The organism is Flavobacterium ichthyis, from assembly GCF_009915155.1.
Classification (GTDB): Bacteria; Bacteroidota; Bacteroidia; order Flavobacteriales; family Flavobacteriaceae; genus Flavobacterium; species Flavobacterium ichthyis.
The window spans coordinates 121,450-139,051 of sequence record NZ_JAABLM010000009.1 but is presented as its reverse complement, the minus strand read 5'-3'; the positions used below and the strand labels follow the sequence as shown (position 1 = coordinate 139,051).

14 protein-coding genes are annotated in these 17,602 nt (G+C 35.3%); 3 read left to right on the top strand and 11 right to left on the bottom strand.

Annotated features, from left to right (window positions below):
- Positions 1-104: 104 nt before the first annotated feature.
- The 9 genes from GV828_RS09075 to GV828_RS09035 form a co-directional block, all read right to left on the bottom strand.
- On the bottom strand, positions 105-2,327 hold the full coding sequence (locus GV828_RS09075) for a RelA/SpoT family protein (RefSeq protein WP_166537169.1): 2,223 nt from the start codon (positions 2,325-2,327) through the stop codon (positions 105-107).
- 137 nt (positions 2,328-2,464) lie between these two features.
- Positions 2,465-3,985: a serine hydrolase gene (locus tag GV828_RS09070; RefSeq protein ID WP_166537168.1), complete on the bottom strand. Its 1,521-nt coding sequence runs from the start codon at positions 3,983-3,985 to the stop codon at positions 2,465-2,467.
- Between the two features lie 21 nt (positions 3,986-4,006).
- Positions 4,007-4,792, bottom strand: coding sequence for a TrmH family RNA methyltransferase (locus tag GV828_RS09065; protein WP_166537167.1), 786 nt, complete (start codon positions 4,790-4,792; stop codon positions 4,007-4,009).
- A gap of 122 nt (positions 4,793-4,914) precedes the next feature.
- A complete protein-coding gene (locus GV828_RS09060) occupies positions 4,915-6,246 on the bottom strand; it encodes a DUF58 domain-containing protein (RefSeq protein WP_166537166.1) in 1,332 nt (443 codons plus the stop codon).
- Between the two features lie 12 nt (positions 6,247-6,258).
- Complete coding sequence (locus GV828_RS09055; protein ID WP_166537165.1) at positions 6,259-7,284, bottom strand: AAA family ATPase; 1,026 nt, start codon at positions 7,282-7,284, stop codon at positions 6,259-6,261.
- 10 nt (positions 7,285-7,294) lie between these two features.
- Positions 7,295-8,512 carry a DUF4350 domain-containing protein gene (locus tag GV828_RS09050; RefSeq protein WP_166537164.1) on the bottom strand — a complete coding sequence of 406 codons (1,218 nt, stop codon included), beginning with the start codon at positions 8,510-8,512 and terminating at the stop codon, positions 7,295-7,297.
- Positions 8,513-9,274, bottom strand: coding sequence for a DUF4129 domain-containing protein (locus tag GV828_RS09045; protein WP_166537163.1), 762 nt, complete (start codon positions 9,272-9,274; stop codon positions 8,513-8,515). It abuts the gene before it with no gap.
- Positions 9,267-10,199: a hypothetical protein gene (locus GV828_RS09040; RefSeq protein WP_166537162.1), complete on the bottom strand. Its 933-nt coding sequence runs from the start codon at positions 10,197-10,199 to the stop codon at positions 9,267-9,269. The genes GV828_RS09045 and GV828_RS09040 overlap by 8 nt, the downstream gene beginning before the upstream one ends.
- Positions 10,196-11,164 (bottom strand): stage II sporulation protein M, encoded by a 969-nt coding sequence (locus GV828_RS09035; RefSeq protein WP_166537161.1) that lies wholly within the window; start codon positions 11,162-11,164, stop codon positions 10,196-10,198. Before GV828_RS09035 ends, GV828_RS09040 begins: the two co-directional genes overlap by 4 nt.
- Positions 11,165-11,183: 19 nt before the next feature.
- Here GV828_RS09035 and GV828_RS09030 point away from each other — a divergent pair, with 19 nt between their 5' ends.
- Both GV828_RS09030 and GV828_RS09025 read left to right on the top strand, forming a co-directional pair.
- Positions 11,184-11,927: an RDD family protein gene (locus tag GV828_RS09030; protein ID WP_166537160.1), complete on the top strand. Its 744-nt coding sequence runs from the start codon at positions 11,184-11,186 to the stop codon at positions 11,925-11,927.
- A 14-nt stretch (positions 11,928-11,941) separates the two neighbouring features.
- Positions 11,942-12,544 carry a trimeric intracellular cation channel family protein gene (locus tag GV828_RS09025; protein WP_166537159.1) on the top strand — a complete coding sequence of 201 codons (603 nt, stop codon included), beginning with the start codon at positions 11,942-11,944 and terminating at the stop codon, positions 12,542-12,544.
- Positions 12,545-12,547: 3 nt separating this feature from the next.
- Here GV828_RS09025 and GV828_RS09020 read toward each other — a convergent pair whose 3' ends face one another.
- A complete protein-coding gene (locus GV828_RS09020; RefSeq protein ID WP_317163820.1) occupies positions 12,548-14,365 on the bottom strand; it encodes a gliding motility-associated C-terminal domain-containing protein in 1,818 nt (605 codons plus the stop codon).
- A 283-nt stretch (positions 14,366-14,648) separates the two neighbouring features.
- Here GV828_RS09020 and GV828_RS09015 point away from each other — a divergent pair, with 283 nt between their 5' ends.
- Positions 14,649-15,917 carry an O-antigen translocase gene (locus GV828_RS09015; protein ID WP_166537158.1) on the top strand — a complete coding sequence of 423 codons (1,269 nt, stop codon included), beginning with the start codon at positions 14,649-14,651 and terminating at the stop codon, positions 15,915-15,917.
- Here the strand turns inward: GV828_RS09015 and GV828_RS09010 are convergent.
- Positions 15,914-17,566, bottom strand: a complete 1,653-nt coding sequence (locus GV828_RS09010) for an ArnT family glycosyltransferase (RefSeq protein WP_166537157.1) — start codon at positions 17,564-17,566, stop codon at positions 15,914-15,916. The two genes, GV828_RS09015 and GV828_RS09010, sit on opposite strands and share 4 nt — an antisense overlap.
- Positions 17,567-17,602 lie beyond the last annotated feature (36 nt).

Below are 17,602 nucleotides of genomic sequence, written 5' to 3'. Positions count from 1 at the left end.
AAAAATTATAACTGATAAATTTCAAATTGATTTATGCTGGCGACATTTTTATTTGAAATTGTACAATCAAATATCTAAAATCAAATATCGAAAATCCTAAATCTCTAACTTTTATTAATCCTCGTTACTTTATCAATTCCGTCAATTTTTTTAATGTTTTCAATGAGTTTTTTCAAAATCGTGTTATTTTGTACGATAACCACGACTTGTCCGTTGAAAATTCCCGCATCACCACTTAATGAAATACTTTGTATGTTCACGTGCATGTTGTTAGAAATTACTTTGGTTAACTCATTTGTTAATCCTAGTGAATCCATTCCGGTGATGTTTAGAATTGCCTTAAATTCTTGTTGGGTAGAGTCAATCCATTTGGCGGGAATAATTCTGTAAGCATAATTGCTTTGCAAGCTAATGGCATTTGGACAATCTTTTTTATGAACCTTAATTCCTTCATTTATCGTCACAAATCCAAAAACATCGTCGCCTGGTATTGGGTTACAGCAGGTTGCCAACTTATAATCCAGTTTGTCCTGTTCTTTGCCAAAAACCAGCATGTCATAATTTTGACTTAACTCGGGTTTGTTAATCACTTCGGGATTAGCAGTAGGCGTTTTTCTGATTCTGTTTTTGAAAAAATTCATAAAAGAATTGCTTTTTTGCGAAGCAAAATCTTTTAGTTGTTGGTTGTCAATAGCACCAATTCCCACGCGGTAAAAAAGGTCTAAACTGGTTTTGAGTTTAAAATATGTTACCAATTCATTTACCACCGTTTCATTGAGTGTAATTTTTAGATGACGCAATTTTCTGGTCAATAATTCTTTTCCTTCTTCGCCTAATTTTTTGGTATTTTCGTTTAAAACATTTTTAATTTTCGTTCTGGCGCGAGAAGTGGTCACATAATCCAACCAATGTGGCGTTGGTTTTTGGTTTGGCGAGGTAATAATTTCTATCTGATCACCACTATTCAACACGTGATTCAGCGGTACTAATTTTCCGTTCACTCTTGTTCCTCTGGTTTTTACCCCAATTTCGGAGTGAATACTAAAGGCAAAATCGAGTGAAGTTGCACCTTTTGGTAAGGATTTAATTTCGCCTTTTGGGGTAAAAACATAAATTTCTTTGGAATATAAATTGAGTTTAAAATCTTCAACGAAATCCACAGCATTGTTGGTGCTCGAATTTTCTAGAGCTTCTTTCAGCAAATTCAGCCAAGTGTCCAAACCGTGTTCTTCGTTTCCGCCTTGTTTGTATTTGTAATGTGCGGCATATCCTTTTTCGGCAATTTCATCCATGCGTTCACTTCGGACTTGAATTTCAACCCATCGCCCTTTTGGTCCCATTACCGTAATGTGCAAAGCTTCGTAACCGGTGGATTTTGGTGAAGAAATCCAATCGCGCAAACGACTTGGACTTGGACGGTAATGATCCGTAACTATTGAATAAATTTTCCAGGCCAGAAATTTTTCTTCCTGAGTATTAGCTTTGTAAATAATTCTCAGGGCAAATTTGTCATAAACTTCGTCAAAAGTTACCCCTTGGACCAACATTTTTTTGCGAATGGAAAAGATAGATTTAGGTCGTCCTTTTATGGTATATTCAATATTTTCGGCATCTAATGATTCTTGCAACACATCCGAAATCGACTTGATATAAGCGTCTTGCTGTTCTTTAGTTTCTTTAATTTTCGAAACAATATCGTTGTAAACTTCTGGTTCTGTGTATTTTAATCCTAAATCTTCTAATTGATTTTTAATGTTGTACAATCCTAATCGATGTGCAAGTGGCGCATAGATGTACAATGTTTCAGATGCAATCTTGGCTTGTTTGTAATCCACCATCGATTCCATAGTTTGCATATTGTGCAATCTATCCGCAATTTTAATTAAAATTACCCGAACATCATCGTTTAATGTTAACAACATTTTGCGGAAATTTTCGGCTTGAATTGAAATTTCGTTGTCCGTTTTTACCTGCGCCATTTTAGTTAAACCCTCAACGATTTTTGCTATTTTAGGGTTAAACATGCGTTCAATATCTTCCACGGTAATTGGCGTATCTTCCACTACATCATGCATTAAAGCTGCCGCAATAGAAGTAGCTCCCAAACCAATTTCTGAAGCTACAATTTTAGCCACAGCAATGGGATGGAAAATATAGGCTTCGCCTGATTTACGACGTTGGTCTTTATGGGCATCAACCGCTACATCAAATGCTTTCCGAATTAATTTTTTGTCATCTTCCGTAAGTGTTTGATAACTAATACGCAATAATTCTTTGTATTCGCGAGCGATAGCCTTGTTTTCTTGTTCTAAATCTATTTCTGTCATGGCGTTTTATGGGGATGTTTGTACCTCTTTAAAAGTAAAATAAACTTTTGTATTGTGCAATATTTTTAAAAATTTCTCTTAAAAACAAAAACCATCGTGAATTGATGGTTTTTTGTTAGATATTTTTCGAAATATTTTTAATTGACTTTTACAAAATTTAAATCTTGAAAATCATAGCTAAAATCGGTTTCTGGGGAAATGGGTAGCATGGTAAATCCTGAATTATTGTCGTTGAAAAATACGTGTGCATCCGCATGGAAGTATCGGTTGAACCATTTTACCACAAAACTATTTTCTTTATGAAAAAACATTTCCCCTTTGAGCTGTGGCGATCTTTTTGATGCAAAAATTAATTTTCCTTTTTCTCTGGAAATGGTTATTTCGCCAAACCAATTATCTCGATATGTTCCAACATATTTTTTTAAGTCGATTTTATTTTTTTTATTGTTTTCAACAGTTTTCCAAACTTCCGTTGTGATTTTGTCCGCTTTTTCAGTATTTGATTGCATTCTTGAAGAAAATTGCGCCACATGGTCAATCGGTTCAATACCTAAATAACTATCTTTAATGGTGTTAGAAATCGCCATAAATGCCGCACCAGATTGTTGGTTAGTTAATACAATTATTCCCAAATTAATTTCAGGAATCATGATGGTTTGCGTTACAATTCCTTCCAAACCACCCGTGTGCGAAACTTGTAATTTTCCTTTGACATCAGTAAGTTGCCAACCTAAACCATAAGCTTTGAAAATAGAGTTGTATGGAGGGGAAGTTCGGTTTGGCATCAAAGTTTGTGGTGTCCACATTTCGTTGTGCTGTTTTTCAGAAAAAATAATTTTGTCTTGAAATTTTCCTTTGTTCATTTGCATAATCAGCCAATTGCTCAAGTCGTGAACGCTTGAATAAATTCCGGCAGCGGCATCGAAGGTTTGGTTTTTATACCGAGAAATCACTTTTAATTTTCCGTCAATTGGCACGTGTGGAACGATTACATTTGACGTATCACGAACTCTATTCCATGTTGAACCTGAATTTTTCATTTGCAAAGGATCGAAAAAATGTTGTTCCACAAATTCGTTCCAAGTCAATCCGCTGGCTTTGTGAATCACTTCTCCAGCAATAATGTACAACAAATTGTCATAGTCATATTGAGTTCTAAATCCTGAAACGGGTTTTAAATATTGAATATTTTTAATAATATCGTCAGCTTTAAAATCTGAACCATCAGGCCAAATCATCAAATCTCCGGCACCAAGACCCAAACCGCTTTTGTGCGTCAATAAATCTCTGATGGTAAATTCTTGCGTCACATAATCGTTGTACATTTTAAATTCCGGAAGATACTGTATCACTTTATCATCCCAGTTTAATTTTTCTTGATCAACCAAAATGGCCAAAGCCGCACTTGTAAAAGCTTTACTATTTGAAGCAATCCCAAAAAGTGTGTGTTCATTTACCTTTTCTTTGGTTAAAATTGATTTTACGCCGTAACCTTTTTCGTGAATAATTTTTCCGTCTTTTATTACGGCAACTGCTATTCCGGGAACATCAAAAGTTGTCATGGTTTTCGCCACAACATTGTCGATTTCCGCTGAAGAAATTTGGCTAAAACCATTGAACGATACACAAAGTGTAATGCAATAAAATATAATTTTCATGATTAATTTCAATAAAATAGTTTAAAATCCTCTTTGTCTTTTGGCTTCAAAAATTAAAATTGCTGCCGCTACCGAAACATTCATCGAATCAATCGCGCCTTGCATGGGAATGATAATGTTTTGAGTAGCATTATCCCGCCATTCTTGAGTTAAACCTGTGGCTTCAGTTCCAACAACCAAAGCTGTTGGGGTGGTGTAATTTTGCGTATGATAACCGGTGGAATTTTGTAAAGTAGCGCAATAAATGTTAATATTTTTTTGCTGCAAAAAGGTGATGATTTCGTTAGTAGTTCCTACGGCAATGTTGTTAGTGAAAAGACAACCCACGCTCGAACGCACGATATTCGGGTTGTACAAATCGCTTTTTGGATTGGCAATTATCACGGCATCGAGATTGGCGGCATCTGCGGTTCTTAAAATTGCACCTATATTTCCGGGTTTTTCGGGAGCTTCTGCCACTAAAATTAAAGGGTTTTCGCTTAATTTTAATTCGTTTAGGGAAAGATTTTTGGTTTGGGCTACCGCTAAAATGCCTTCGGTGGTGTCGCGATACGCCAATTTCTGGTAAACTTCTTTGCTGATTTCGATGATTTCCGCCGAATTAGTAATGTTTTTTACTTCGGCGAAAGCCAAAATTTCGGGAACAAATAAAACCGTTTCAATTACATAACCGCCTTTTTGCGCCAAGTCAATCTCGCGTTTTCCTTCTATTAAAAAGGAACCGGATTGTTTTCGTGCTTTTGATTTTTCTTGAAGCAAAACCAACGATTTGATAAACGGATTTTGAGCAGATGTTATTTGTTTCAAAATGTCAGGAATTATGAATTATGATTTAAGATATTTGATTTAGGACTTATGATTTTGGAATTTAGTCAATTTTTTCGTGTTGCAAGTTACTCATAAATCTAAAATCATAATTCTAAAATCCTCTACAAAATCCCTCTCGCTTTGATTTCCAGATATTTATTGATAGTATCCAAAGTCAAGTTTTCGGGTTGGGTTAACACCGAATAAATTCCGTATTTTCGTAATTCGTTGACAATCAATCTTTTTTCAAAAGCAAATTTTTCCGCAATTACTTTATCGTAAACTTCTTGAATGGTATCGGCTTTTTTGTTTATAATTTCCTGAACTTCAGTATTTTGAAAAAACACTACGACCACCAAGTGGTTTTTTGCCATCGCTTTCAAATACGTCAACTGGCGTTTTAAACCGTCCATGGTTTCGAAATTGGTGTACAAAATCAGCAAACTCCTTTGGGTAATATTTTTTCTGACATCTGCATATAATCTGCCGTAATCGCTTTCAAAAAAATCTGTTTTTACGTTGTACAAACTTTCCAAAATGCGGTTCATTTGTCCCGAACGTCTTTCTGCAGCGACACGGTTTTCTACTTTTTTTGAGAAAGAAAAAAGTCCGGCTTTGTCTTGTTTTTTCAAAATGACATTTGCCAAAACCAATGAAGAATTTATGGCGTAATCCAATAAACTCAAGCCATTAAACGGCATTTTCATCACACGACCTTTGTCAATCAACATATAAACTGATTGCGATTTTTCGTCCTGAAACTGGTTGACCATGAAGGCATTTTTTTTAGCCGTCGCCTTCCAATTCAGTGTTCTAAAATCATCTCCCTGAACGTATTCTTTAATTTGTTCAAATTCCATCGTATGACCAATTCGCCTGATTTTTTTCACGCCATATTGCAAAAGATGGTTAGAAAACGCCATCAAATCGTACTTTCTGAGTTGAATGTATGACGGATAAGTGGGAACCATTTGGTCTTTGTCAAAACTGAAACGACGGGAAATTAAGTGTAATGGCGAAATTACGTACACATTTAACCTTCCAAAAAAATATTCGCCACGAGCAGTTGGTCGTAAAAAATATTGTAAATTTTCCTGAGAAGACGCTTTGATTCTTTTTGTGATATTGAAATTTCTAACTTGAAATTGTTCCGGAATTTCATCGATAATTTTCGTGACAATTGGAAAAGTGTAATAATTTTTGATTTCAATACCAATTGCGTTTTCGTCTCCGTTAGACAATTTTTCCGGCGTTGTTCGGCTGGCTTCAACCCCAGTTTTTGCGGCAAAAAGAATTAAAATATCCAATCCTAAAAAGCCAATTAATACCAACAATAAATAGTTCACGGCATTGTAAAATGCTGGAAAAATAAAGGCAACACAGTAGCAAATGCCAATCACTCCTAACAGGTAGAAGAAAAAATTGTTGAGGTATAATTGTCTGAAGAATCTCACTTTTTATAAAATTTATCTCGGGATTTCGATGGTTTCAATAATTTGTTTGATGATTTGCACGCTCGAAATACCTTCCATTTCGCGTTCTGGTGTTACAATAACACGATGTTGTAATACGGGAATTGCCGCTTCTTTTATATCTTCTGGAGTGACAAAATCACGTCCGTTAATGGCTGCAAAACCTTTAGCAGCGTTAAGAATCGCGATGGAAGCTCGAGGCGAAGCTCCTAAATATAAAAAAGCATTTTCTCGTGTATTAATCACCAACTTTGCAATGTATTCCATCAAGTTGGGTTCTACCACAATTTTTTTTACCAAATCCTGATAATTTTTGATTGCTTCGCCAGAAAGTATCGCTTGAATATTTTCTAATTTTCCGTGATTTTCGAGCTGATGTTCTTTTTGGAGAATTAAAATTTCTTCGGCTAACTTTGGATAATCCACATTAATTTTGAACAAAAAACGATCCAATTGCGCTTCTGGCAAACGGTAAGTTCCTTCTTGCTCAATTGGATTTTGCGTAGCAATTACCAAAAACGGCGCATCCATTTGATAACGTGTTCCATCCATGGTAATTTGGCGTTCTTCCATCACCTCAAAAAGTGCCGCTTGGGTTTTTGCAGGAGCACGATTAATTTCGTCAATTAAAATCAAATTTGAAAAAACAGGTCCTTTTCTAAACTCAAATTCACTTGATTTTAAGTCATAAACGGAAGTACCTAAAATATCTGACGGCATCAAATCTGGCGTAAACTGAATACGGTTGAAGCCAATACTCAAGGTTTTTGCCAATAATTTTGCCGTGATGGTTTTGGCAACTCCAGGAACACCTTCGAGTAAAACGTGTCCGTTTGACAAAATCGCCACTAATAACTGGTCAATCATTTTATTTTGTCCCACAATTACCGTTGCAATTTCCTGACGAATTTTGGCAATGCTTTGCTGCAAAGGTTCGAGGTTGAGACGGGCTTTAAAATTTACATTTTCCGAAATATTTTCGGTGTTTTCAGGTATATTTCCGTTTGTATTTTCTTCCATAATCAAAATGTTAGGTGTCTTTTTCTGTTGAGTTTATTTTTTCGATGGCTTCGTTTAATTCCAGCAAATCTGCTTCGATACTTTGATGATAACCTTTTCTAAAATTTTTAATGAGCGAAATTACTTTTCTTACATCTTCGGGTTTCTTGCCGGTTTTTTGTTGTAGTTTTTGTTCAAAATTTTCATCCAAAACACTGGTGTCAATCAAATATTCGGTTCTGATTTTTTCTAAGAAATAAATAATTTTTTTATCAATAATATTGTTGTGATCGCCTTCCTGAAAATATAAATTTCCGATGGTTTTGGTAAATTCTACCGTAGTATTTTCAACTGGTTTGACAATCGGGACGATGCGTTGTTTTCTTTTCACATTAAAAATAACGAATACTAACAAACCGAACAAAAACACGTACCAAGCGGCTTTTAACGGCGGTTGACTCAAAATATACCGCAGTTTTGAATTTGAAATCACTTCACCGCTTTGTCCTTTGATTAACCAATAGATATTTTTGTTTTGTGCATACGCAAGGGTTTTTTCGGCGAGTTGGTAATTTTTATTTTTGAGCAAATGATAATTGGTAAAAATGTTCGGTTGGATGTGAAGCAAAAATTCGCCTTTGCCAAACGGCACACGGATAAACGTTGTGGCCGTATCTTTTTGATTAATTCGGTAGCCTAAAACTTCAGTGGTAAGCGTATCAATTTTTTTGAAATAATTAAATCCGTTACCAATAGTTGTATTGACTTTTTCCGTGCCCAAATTCGGATTGGCCACCCATGTAAAAATTTTGTCAGAAGGATTAAATTTTGACGAATAATCAAATTTTAAGCTGTCCATCAACTTCTCCGGAAACGTTTCGGAACTGATAAAAATTTTATTTCCGTGATCGGCAAAATACAATAATTCTTGAGTCGATTCGTCGTCAATGTTATATTCTTTTGCAATATATATCATGGTTCCGCTGATGTTGTAAGTTTTTACGAGCGAGTCATAATTATACTGAGGTTCTAAAAATTCATAAGCGGTTTGGCTTACCCGCTGAATTTTTTCTTTGCCAAAAAGTTTCGTCACTTCCTTATCAAAAACTTTTAGCCCAAGCGGTGTTTTTTTGCTAATGTCATAATTTGGCGTCCAATCAATTGGTTTTGGTCGTGTGGCGTCAATGTAAACCGTTCCAACCAACAGCAAGACTAAAATAGCAATGTATATTTTAATAGTTTTTGTCATTTATAAGGTAGAAATGGTTTTGCGAAAAGCTTTCACGGTTTTTTCGAATGTATTTTCTTCCAAAGCAAATTCTCCGTACCAAATATAATTGTACAAATAGGAAAGATAAGAAAATTCTGATTTTAATTTTTCCGAAGAAATCTCATAAACATAATCGGAGTTGGTTTTTTCAGGATCCCATTTAATAATTCCTGAAGCCGACATTTTCTTGAGCAACCACAAATAATAATAACGAACCACCAGTCGTTGTTCGCCATTTTGCATGGCTTCGTCAATTAATTTTTCGAAATTTACAAGTTGCAAATTTTTTTCCAAATCTTCATAGCGAATCATTTTGGCATCGCTCGATTTTCCAAAAATCCATCTTCCTTCTTTGTTCAAAATCGCTTTTGCAATTAAATAAATGACAAATAAAACGACCAAAACGGCTAATATTTGCAAAATAATATTAATCACATTTCCAGCAGATTGTGAACTGCTCATTCCGAAAATTTTTTGGAACCAGTAAGCCAACCATTCTAAAAAGCGATCCCACCAGTTTTCTCCACGAGGTTTGGCTTCATATTCATAATCCGAATCGGTATATTTTTCTTGAAAATTTTCTTCAAAAGACAGCGGTTTGATATCTGAACTGTCTTTTAAAATCATGTCTTCGGTGAATTTCACAGCCACTTTTACCGAATCTTGTGCAATAGAAACGGTATCTTGTGCCGAAATACTTCCGCAGAAAATAAACGCGATGATGAGCAAAAATTTATTCAAAGCTTTGACCAATGCTGTCGATGGTTTTAAAGGAGTTGATGTTTTCTGTTTTTTCGCGATGGCTATAATAAATCATGGCTTGGTTGATAAAAATCAAATTGTTCAATATTAGAGATGACAAGGTAGAAAAAATAAAAACAATGGAAATAATGACTTGTAACATTGGGAAAAGAGCTTCGGGATCACCTGAATTATTCATTTCCATCATTACCAAAAATGCACCCACCACGTATATAATCATTCCAAAAATTCCCAAAATTACTTGCATCAAAATATGCATGGTTAAACACGAACCGATGTTGGGCCAAAAATTTTTGAACGTTACATTCCAACCTTCGCCCAAAGAAGTAAAGTAAGTATCTTCAGTATTTAGGTAATGAAAAAGCGATTGTTGAACCCAAGTGAAAAAAACCGGAATGGCAATCATCAACATTGGAATTCCGATTAAAAACATCGACAATAAAACCAAAATTGTGAAGACGATGATTGCCGGAAGCAAAACGGCAAAAATTGACATCACAAAAAACGCCACAATTTTACTCAAATAGGAGCGAAGTGAAATAGCAATTTCCCGGGCTCCAAATTTTTTTTCAGGGTCAATTTCGAAATATCTGAAATAAATAACCGGAAAAGCGTGGTGAATGATGGTAACAAAAATAAAAAGAAAAAAGCCGAAAATACCGCCCCAAATCCAAGTACTATAATTTTCCATAAATGCGGGTTGCATTCCCGGATTTTGGATAGAAAAAAAGATAAAATCGGTATAAATTTTGGAAAAGAAATACATTAAAATAGCCATCACTAACAAAAATGCACCATTTACGGTAAAATAAGTTTGGAAATAATGTTTTCCGTGTTGTCGGATGAAACTAAATGTGTCGGAGATTAAATCGCCAAAATTTCTACTCTTGTAAAGTTCTGTCATTTTTTTAAATTCAATTTTTTGTAAACAATTCTAGGGAAAATCAGGTAGTAAAAAGAAATCAGCGACAAAGTGGAAAGAATGATGAACACATTCAACCAGTTCGGCATTTCTAATGCATAACGGGTGATGAATCCTTCTAAAATTCCGGCGGCAATTGTAAAAGGCATCGTACTAATTAATATTTTAAAAGAATCTTTAAATCCTATCTTAAGCGAATTCATTCGGGAATAGGTTTTGGGAAATAAGATGGAAGCGCCCAAAATAAATCCGGCGGCAGCTTCAATCACAATGGCAAATATTTCCATCGAACCATGGATCCAAATCCCACGAACGCTTTCCCAAAAAACGCCCTGTTCGTAAAAAAAATATTGGAATGATCCCAGCATGATACAATTTTGCAATAAAATATATAAGGTACCGATGCCACCAAAAATACCATAGAGGTAACAATTTAATCCTACATATAAATTATTTAAGGTAATTCCAAAAGCCGAACCCCAGTTAGAACCCGTTTTGTAAACTGCCACAGGATTTCCATCTTTAATATTTTCTAAAGTCATGTTTACATATTGATCTCCCATGACCAGCCGTGCAAAATCAGGGTCATATTTCCCCGAAAGCACGCCAATTCCCACAAATAAAAAGAAAATGGAAAAAGCATACAACAAATACCGCCGGTATTGATAGACCAAAAGCGGCACTTCTAAGGCAAAAAAGTCCACAAATTTGTTGCGTTCGGTTCGCTTGGTTTTGTAAATTTTCTGGTAAATTTGCGACGCGAGATAATTGAGGTAAACTACTGTTTTGCTTTTGGGATAATAGGTTTTGGCAAAAGACAAATCGTTCACCAAATGAATGTACAGGCTCGCGAGTTCGTCAGGATTTTTTTGTATCTTACCAAAAATTGCCTGCTCAAATTCGAGCCATTTTTCTTTATTTTGCTTAATAAATGCAACTTCTCTCATCTCCGCTAAAATATAAAATATGACACAATTATCCATCACAACTACGCAAAATGTTGATATCAATTTTACAGCAGCTTCTGTTGGCGAAAGAATGTTGGCGTGTTTGCTGGACATGATTATCAAATTTGCCTACATAATTGTGGTCTATTGGTTGTTTTTTTATTTATTGGGGATTAACAAACTCATTGATGGAATGGACCGATGGAGTGCTGCTACCATTCAAATTATATTTTATTTACCTGCTATTTTTTACTCACTCATTCTCGAAAGTATGCTTGAAGGACAAACATTTGGGAAAAAATTATTGAAAATGAAAGTGGTGAAAATCGATGGATACCAAGCGTCTTTTGGCGATTATTTTATGAGATGGGCTTTTCGTATCGTGGATATTAATTTGAGTTTTGCGGTGGTTGGATTGGTTTCAATGGTGACCAGCAAAAAAACGCAACGATTGGGCGATATTACCGCAGGAACTTCTGTGATTAGTTTGCGAAACGACATCAATATCAACCATACCATTTTAGAAGAAATTGATTCGGGTTATGTACCAACATATCCTTCAGTAATCAGACTTTCTGATAATGATGCCCGAATTATCAAGGAAACTTTTAAAGCCGCAATGGCTTCCCACGATGTAATTTTAATTAATAAATTGGTTGCCAAAATAGAAGAAGTTGCCAAAATAAAAAACCAAAGCGGCAATCAAGCCGATTTTATCCGGACAGTATTAAAAGACTACAATTATTACACCGGCAACATGTAAATTTTTCAGTAAAAATGTTTCACACTTTAGATATTATCGGGACGATGGCCTTTGCGCTTTCGGGCGCTTTAACGGCTATGAACAAACGCTTAGACCCGTTTGGGGTTTTTATCATTGCATTTGTTACGGCAGTTGGAGGCGGAACTTTACGCGATATTTTAATTGGCAGAACTCCAGTAGGTTGGATGCGTGACATTAATTATGTATATTGTATTATTTTAGGTTATTTTTTGTCGATTGTTTTCAGAAAAAAGTTAGAATATTTACGGCGGTCGCTGTTTTTGTTCGATACAATTGGTTTGGGTGTTTTCACATTAATTGGTCTTGAAAAAGGCTTGGAAAACAACCTTAATCCGCTGATTTGCATCTCGTTAGGAACGATGACAGCCTGTTTTGGTGGCGTTACCAGAGATATATTGTGTAACGAAATTCCTGTGATTTTTAGGAAAGAAATTTATGCTACGATTTGTATCATCGGTGGAATTTTATTTTTTGTACTGAAATATTTCAACCTCAAAGACGATATTTTGTACCTTTCTACTTCGTTGGTCATGATTTTTATCAGGCTTTTAGCGGTGAAAAACCGATGGAGTTTGCCACCTCTAACGCGTAACTAATTTTTATTTTTGAAGAAAAACAAAACCGTTTAACGCATCGGGATAATCTTTATCGTTTAAATAAAGAATGTAAAAATAGGTTCCGGCAGCTAAATTTTCGGTTAAAAAATGAACACCGTTATTAGAGTTTCCGGTCCAGTTTTCACTTTGATGGTTTCCGGTCCACACTAATTTTCCCCAGCGGTTGAAAATGAAAAGTTCGTAATTCGTAAAAATATTTTGCAACCCGTCAATGAAAAAGAAGTCGTTGTAACCGTCACCATTTGGTGTTAGAGCATTGTAAACCGTTGGGGGACAATTTTTGGTGTCAATCCAAAAAGAAGTGATGCTAAAGCAATTGTCGTTAGATATTCTCACAAAGATTTCTTTCGGATTCTGTTCAGAGCGGTAATCATTTGTGTTCCAAATTGGAAAAATATTCTGGACAGCATTGGCTTCATTTTCAAAAAAGGCAACCAATTGTGAAGCTTCGGTTTTAACAAAATTTTCATATTCCGAAAAGTCGAAAATTCCGGCACCAAATCCGATGTTGCAGCTTTGTAAATTGGGCAACACATTAAATTCAGGCGAAACCGGAAGCGTTACATTTTCGATAAAAATATTATTGGTTTCAATTAATTCGTTGACAATTCCTTCGCCATTTCCTAAATCATCAATTCCTAATTTCAGTTCAAAGTTATTGGGAATATAATCGGGAATTTCTAACCAAATCCGGTCTTGGTGGCTTTCGTCAATGGCTAGTTCCACGAAAGTTTCGGCATATTCGATAAATTCGTCATTGGCGTAAATGGCAATGGGAACTCCGGCTCGTAAAAGTGCGGTACTTTGGTAATTGGTCACGGTAAAATGTACGATAATTCTGCGGGAATTACATTCCGTTTCAATGGAATCAATGGCAATAATCGCATCGGGAAGTTGGCTGTTGAGTTTGGTAACCACGGTGCTTATCATCACAAAATCCTGTTGGGAAGTCAGCGTGATTTCCGCGGAAGTATTTCCTGCCGAAATATAATCTTGAATGTCGTAAACATCCAAATCCATGTTGTAAAGATTGGTTTCGCCAGTAAAACTGTTGGTTCCATTAAAGGCGTTATTGGGTGGATTCAAGTCGTTGCTTAACGTATAGCCATTGATTTTAAGTGCTTCCGTAAAAATGGGTAACGAAGGCAAATTCACGTCACCTTCCCACGCCACAAAACCCACTTTAGAATTGGCATTATCCCGAACAAAAAGATTTTCGAGCCGAAGTGTGAGGTTTTGTTGTTGTTGCGAAACACCTTGTAAACCGTCGTAAATATTAATTTGATTTTGAGGAAGGTTTTCGTCTTGATAGACGATGACCAAAGTCCACCCGGCAAAATTTGTTCGGTTGTTGCAATATTGCGACGGACTTAAAAATGGCGTCACATCAAGGTCTGATAAAGTATAAATTCCGTTTCCGGTTTGTTGCACCAGCTGCGTAACATTTGCGAAAGCAGCAAAATAGGGAAGATCGTTTTGAAACAAATCAAAATTTCTTTGAGCCTTGATGATGCTGTCATTTAATTTCACCGAAAAATCTCCCGTTCCCGAACCCGCCCAATACAAATAAGCCCGGTGAATTTGTTGTGTGGACGACAAGTTGAGGTGAGCTGAAGCAGTTGTTCGGGTGATGTTGCACGAGTTGGTCAGGTTGTTTTCCAGAAGGTTCATGGTGTTTCCGATGAAAATAAAATCGAACCTACCGTTGAATTGCTCGTAAAGCGTTACGTTTTGCGCAAAAGAATACGCAAAAACAAAAGACAAAATACAACTAAGATAATATGGTAGTATTTTTTGCACCTTACAATCCGGTTAAGGCTTTAAATGTAGTGAAAAACTTTTAAGTAATTAAGTTTGAGTTAGAAAGAGGTACTTCAATAATTCTTAATTTTGACTTTTATTTTTATTTTTATTTTTATTTTAGCCTATTACAACCCTACACTATCCATACATCATCTATACACTATCCATACTTTAAGGTTACATTATCAGGCTGGAATTTCAAAAACCATTAAAATAACGCATTAATTAGCTGCGGGAATAAAATAAAATATGTACATTTCTGCACTCCAAAAATTGTGTTTTGTACAAAAAAGTTTTACATTCTACATTCGTTAAAGTGGCGTCATTAAACAGTTTTTCTGTAGTGATTAAAATCCTTTCCGGGTTAATCACTTCTAAAATTGTGGCGACTTTTTTGGGTGCTTCGGGAATGGCACTTTTGAGCAATCTTCGCAATTTTTACAGTTCGGTGGAAACTGTGGCTTCGCTGGGATTTCAAAACGGGATTGTAAAATATGCCGCCGAAAATAAAAGCGATGTCAGCCAACTCAAAAAAACCGTCGCTACTTTGTTCATCAGCATGCTTTGTGCGGCAATTATTGTGGGGATTTTTCTATTTTTTGCTGCCGAATTTTTACGCCAGGAAGTCTTTGGTTTTGGCGCATTTGGTTTTGTGTTTCAGTTGATGGCATTTGCGTTGCCATTTTACATTTTGGGTTTATTATTTACCAATATTCTCAACGGTTTTGCACAATTTAAGGCCGTGATTTTTATCAATATTGCCGGCAATATTTTAGGTTTACTTTTAACGGTTTTTTTGGTAATCTGGTACGGCATCAACGGTGCTTTCATTGCCACAGTGTTACTTCCGGCTTTCATTTTTTTAGTGTCGCTTATTTTTGTTTCCAAAGAAATTCGTTTGGCTGAGATGGTTTCTCCAGCACATTTCGATTTTAAAATCATCAAACAATTGGCGGGTTTTTCGCTGATGACATTTGTGTCCGGATTTATCGGTCCGATGATTTATTTGATGATTCGAAATAATATAATCAACACAATTGGTACTACCGAAGCCGGATTTTGGGCTGCCGTCGAAAGAATTTCTTTCAATTATATGCTGTTTGTTTCTACTTTGCTAACCGTTTATTTTATGCCAAAATTAGTAGAAGCCAAAACCACAGTACAAACCGGAGCAATTTTTAGAAATTACTTTAAAAGTGTTTTGCCCGTGTTTGCCCTATTGCTAATCGGCATTTACATTTTCCGAGAATTCATTACCAAAATCCTTTTTTCGGCAGATTTTTTGCCGATCGGCGAATTGCTTCCGTGGCAATTGGCAGGCGATTTTTTCAAAGCTGCCTCGCTGATTTTAGGCTATCAGTTTTTTGCCAAAAAAATGACTATAACATTCATTATTTCCGAAATTTTATCGCTTAGCATTTTGTATTGCAGTAGTTTGTATTTTATCGAAGCACAAGGAAGTCAAGGCGTGGTTATCGCTTATTTTATCACTTACCTTATCTATTTTTTAGGACTATCGATTTTTTTTAGAAAAGAATTATTGCGCTAATACACTGATTTACTGATTAAAACGGGTAATGCTGATTTTTTTTCGTTGGTGTTGAAAATGATAAAATGTTCGGTTTCTTCAATTTTTTTGAAATTATTCAAAATGTAAACCGTTACCGCGCTAAACTCTGAACGATTTTCCGGTAAATACAATTCGCCTTCGATGAACGATTTTTCCAAAAAAACAAAATGATCAACACGTGCGGCAGTTTCTATATAAGTTCCCGCTTGACGGTTGATTTCGTTGTTAGTTAACCAGTCAGATTTCATCACGCTTTGTGTATCAAAAATGTAATGTGCCATTGGAAATCCTGGTGCCATGATGTATTTTTCTCCATATTTTTCAATCAATTTTTTGGCCTCAACTAACTTATTTTTAGTTTTTTCAGAAGTGTTAATTCCTGCTAGTTTTGGAGAAACTTCGCCTAAATCATGATTGAGTTCCAAGATATTTGCTTCTCGATATGGATTAAAATTTTTTGCCATGGCAAGAAAGGTCAATAAAATGCCTAAAAAAAGTATGAGTTTATTGGATTTGAATTTTACCAAATATTCTTGTAAAACCACGACAATCGACATAATAATTCCGGTTGAAAACAAAATAGGGTAGTTGTAACCCATACTTACCGAGCAGCTCCAAGCCAATAAAAGTGCCAGAAAAACGGGAAAGTAATTTTTCAAATTTTTTTTCTCAATTGCTTTTACAATCACAAATATTCCGGTTCCGATAAATGCAATTCTCGAGGCAAAAAGAAATTCTGTTGCAATGCACAATATGATGCTGTAACCAATTAAAACGACAGCAATTATTTTGAAAAATTTTAAAAAAGAGAAGTTTTTTCGGTTGAAAAAAAGTGCAATTGGTGCAATAAGAAACAACGGTATAATTATTTTCTTGCCATAATTGATGAAATAATTTAAAAATCCGGTATAAAATAAATCGATGAAATGCGTTTCTCCCGTGGTTTGTTTTCGATAAGTTTCCCAGGAAGTAAATGTTTCAATCCAAAGGAAAAATAAACCATAGCAAATTATTAAAGACAGCAGGAAAACGTAAAGATTTTTTCTTTCGAACATAAAATAAATCGTTACGATAAAACCAATTGGAATTAAATAAAATGACTGTTTGGTTAACGAGGAAAGCGTGACAAATAACGCAATGAGAAACCAATGCAAGAGGTTTTTTCGTTGTAACGAAAGAATGAAAAAAGCAACGCTTGCGAAAAGCAATCCATCCGTTGTTGGCCACGGATATGCGGTAAAATTGAGTAATGAAATCGCAAATGAAAAACTAATTAAACTCCAAATATTAAACGAGATTTTGTTTGGATAAAAATTTTTAAAACCAAAAACACAAAGCATGACTTGAACTGCAAAAAGCAAATAATTACAAATTTTTATTAGCCAAAATTGTTGAAGGTTGGGAAAAATTTTCATGAATAACGCATGAAAATAAAGTGTGATTGGCGGTGCTTTATACACAAAATCTTCATAAACATTTTGGCCATTAACAATTCGCCAAGAATAACTCGGAATGTAACCAGTATCCCAAAGTTCAAATCCCATACGGGCAAAAAACAAACCGTAAATCAGCAAAAGAATTACAAAAACGGAAGCGTAAATTACATTTTTTGACAACAGATTTTTCATAACAGCAAATGTACTCAAACCAATCGGATTTCGGCA

Excerpts from the sequence above, each read along its gene's own strand:
- GV828_RS09040 (WP_166537162.1), bottom strand. The coding sequence starts at position 10,199 with ATGACAGAACTTTACAAGAGTAGAAATTTTGGCGATTTAATCTCCGAC.
- GV828_RS09075 (WP_166537169.1), bottom strand. The coding sequence starts at position 2,327 with ATGACAGAAATAGATTTAGAACAAGAAAACAAGGCTATCGCTCGCGAA.
- GV828_RS09010 (WP_166537157.1), bottom strand. The coding sequence starts at position 17,566 with ATGAAAAATCTGTTGTCAAAAAATGTAATTTACGCTTCCGTTTTTGTA.
- GV828_RS09025 (WP_166537159.1), top strand. The coding sequence starts at position 11,942 with ATGTTTCACACTTTAGATATTATCGGGACGATGGCCTTTGCGCTTTCG.
- GV828_RS09035 (WP_166537161.1), bottom strand. The coding sequence starts at position 11,164 with ATGAGAGAAGTTGCATTTATTAAGCAAAATAAAGAAAAATGGCTCGAA.
- GV828_RS09050 (WP_166537164.1), bottom strand. The coding sequence starts at position 8,512 with ATGACAAAAACTATTAAAATATACATTGCTATTTTAGTCTTGCTGTTG.
- GV828_RS09070 (WP_166537168.1), bottom strand. The coding sequence starts at position 3,985 with ATGAAAATTATATTTTATTGCATTACACTTTGTGTATCGTTCAATGGT.
- GV828_RS09030 (WP_166537160.1), top strand. The coding sequence starts at position 11,184 with ATGACACAATTATCCATCACAACTACGCAAAATGTTGATATCAATTTT.
- GV828_RS09055 (WP_166537165.1), bottom strand. The coding sequence starts at position 7,284 with ATGGAAGAAAATACAAACGGAAATATACCTGAAAACACCGAAAATATT.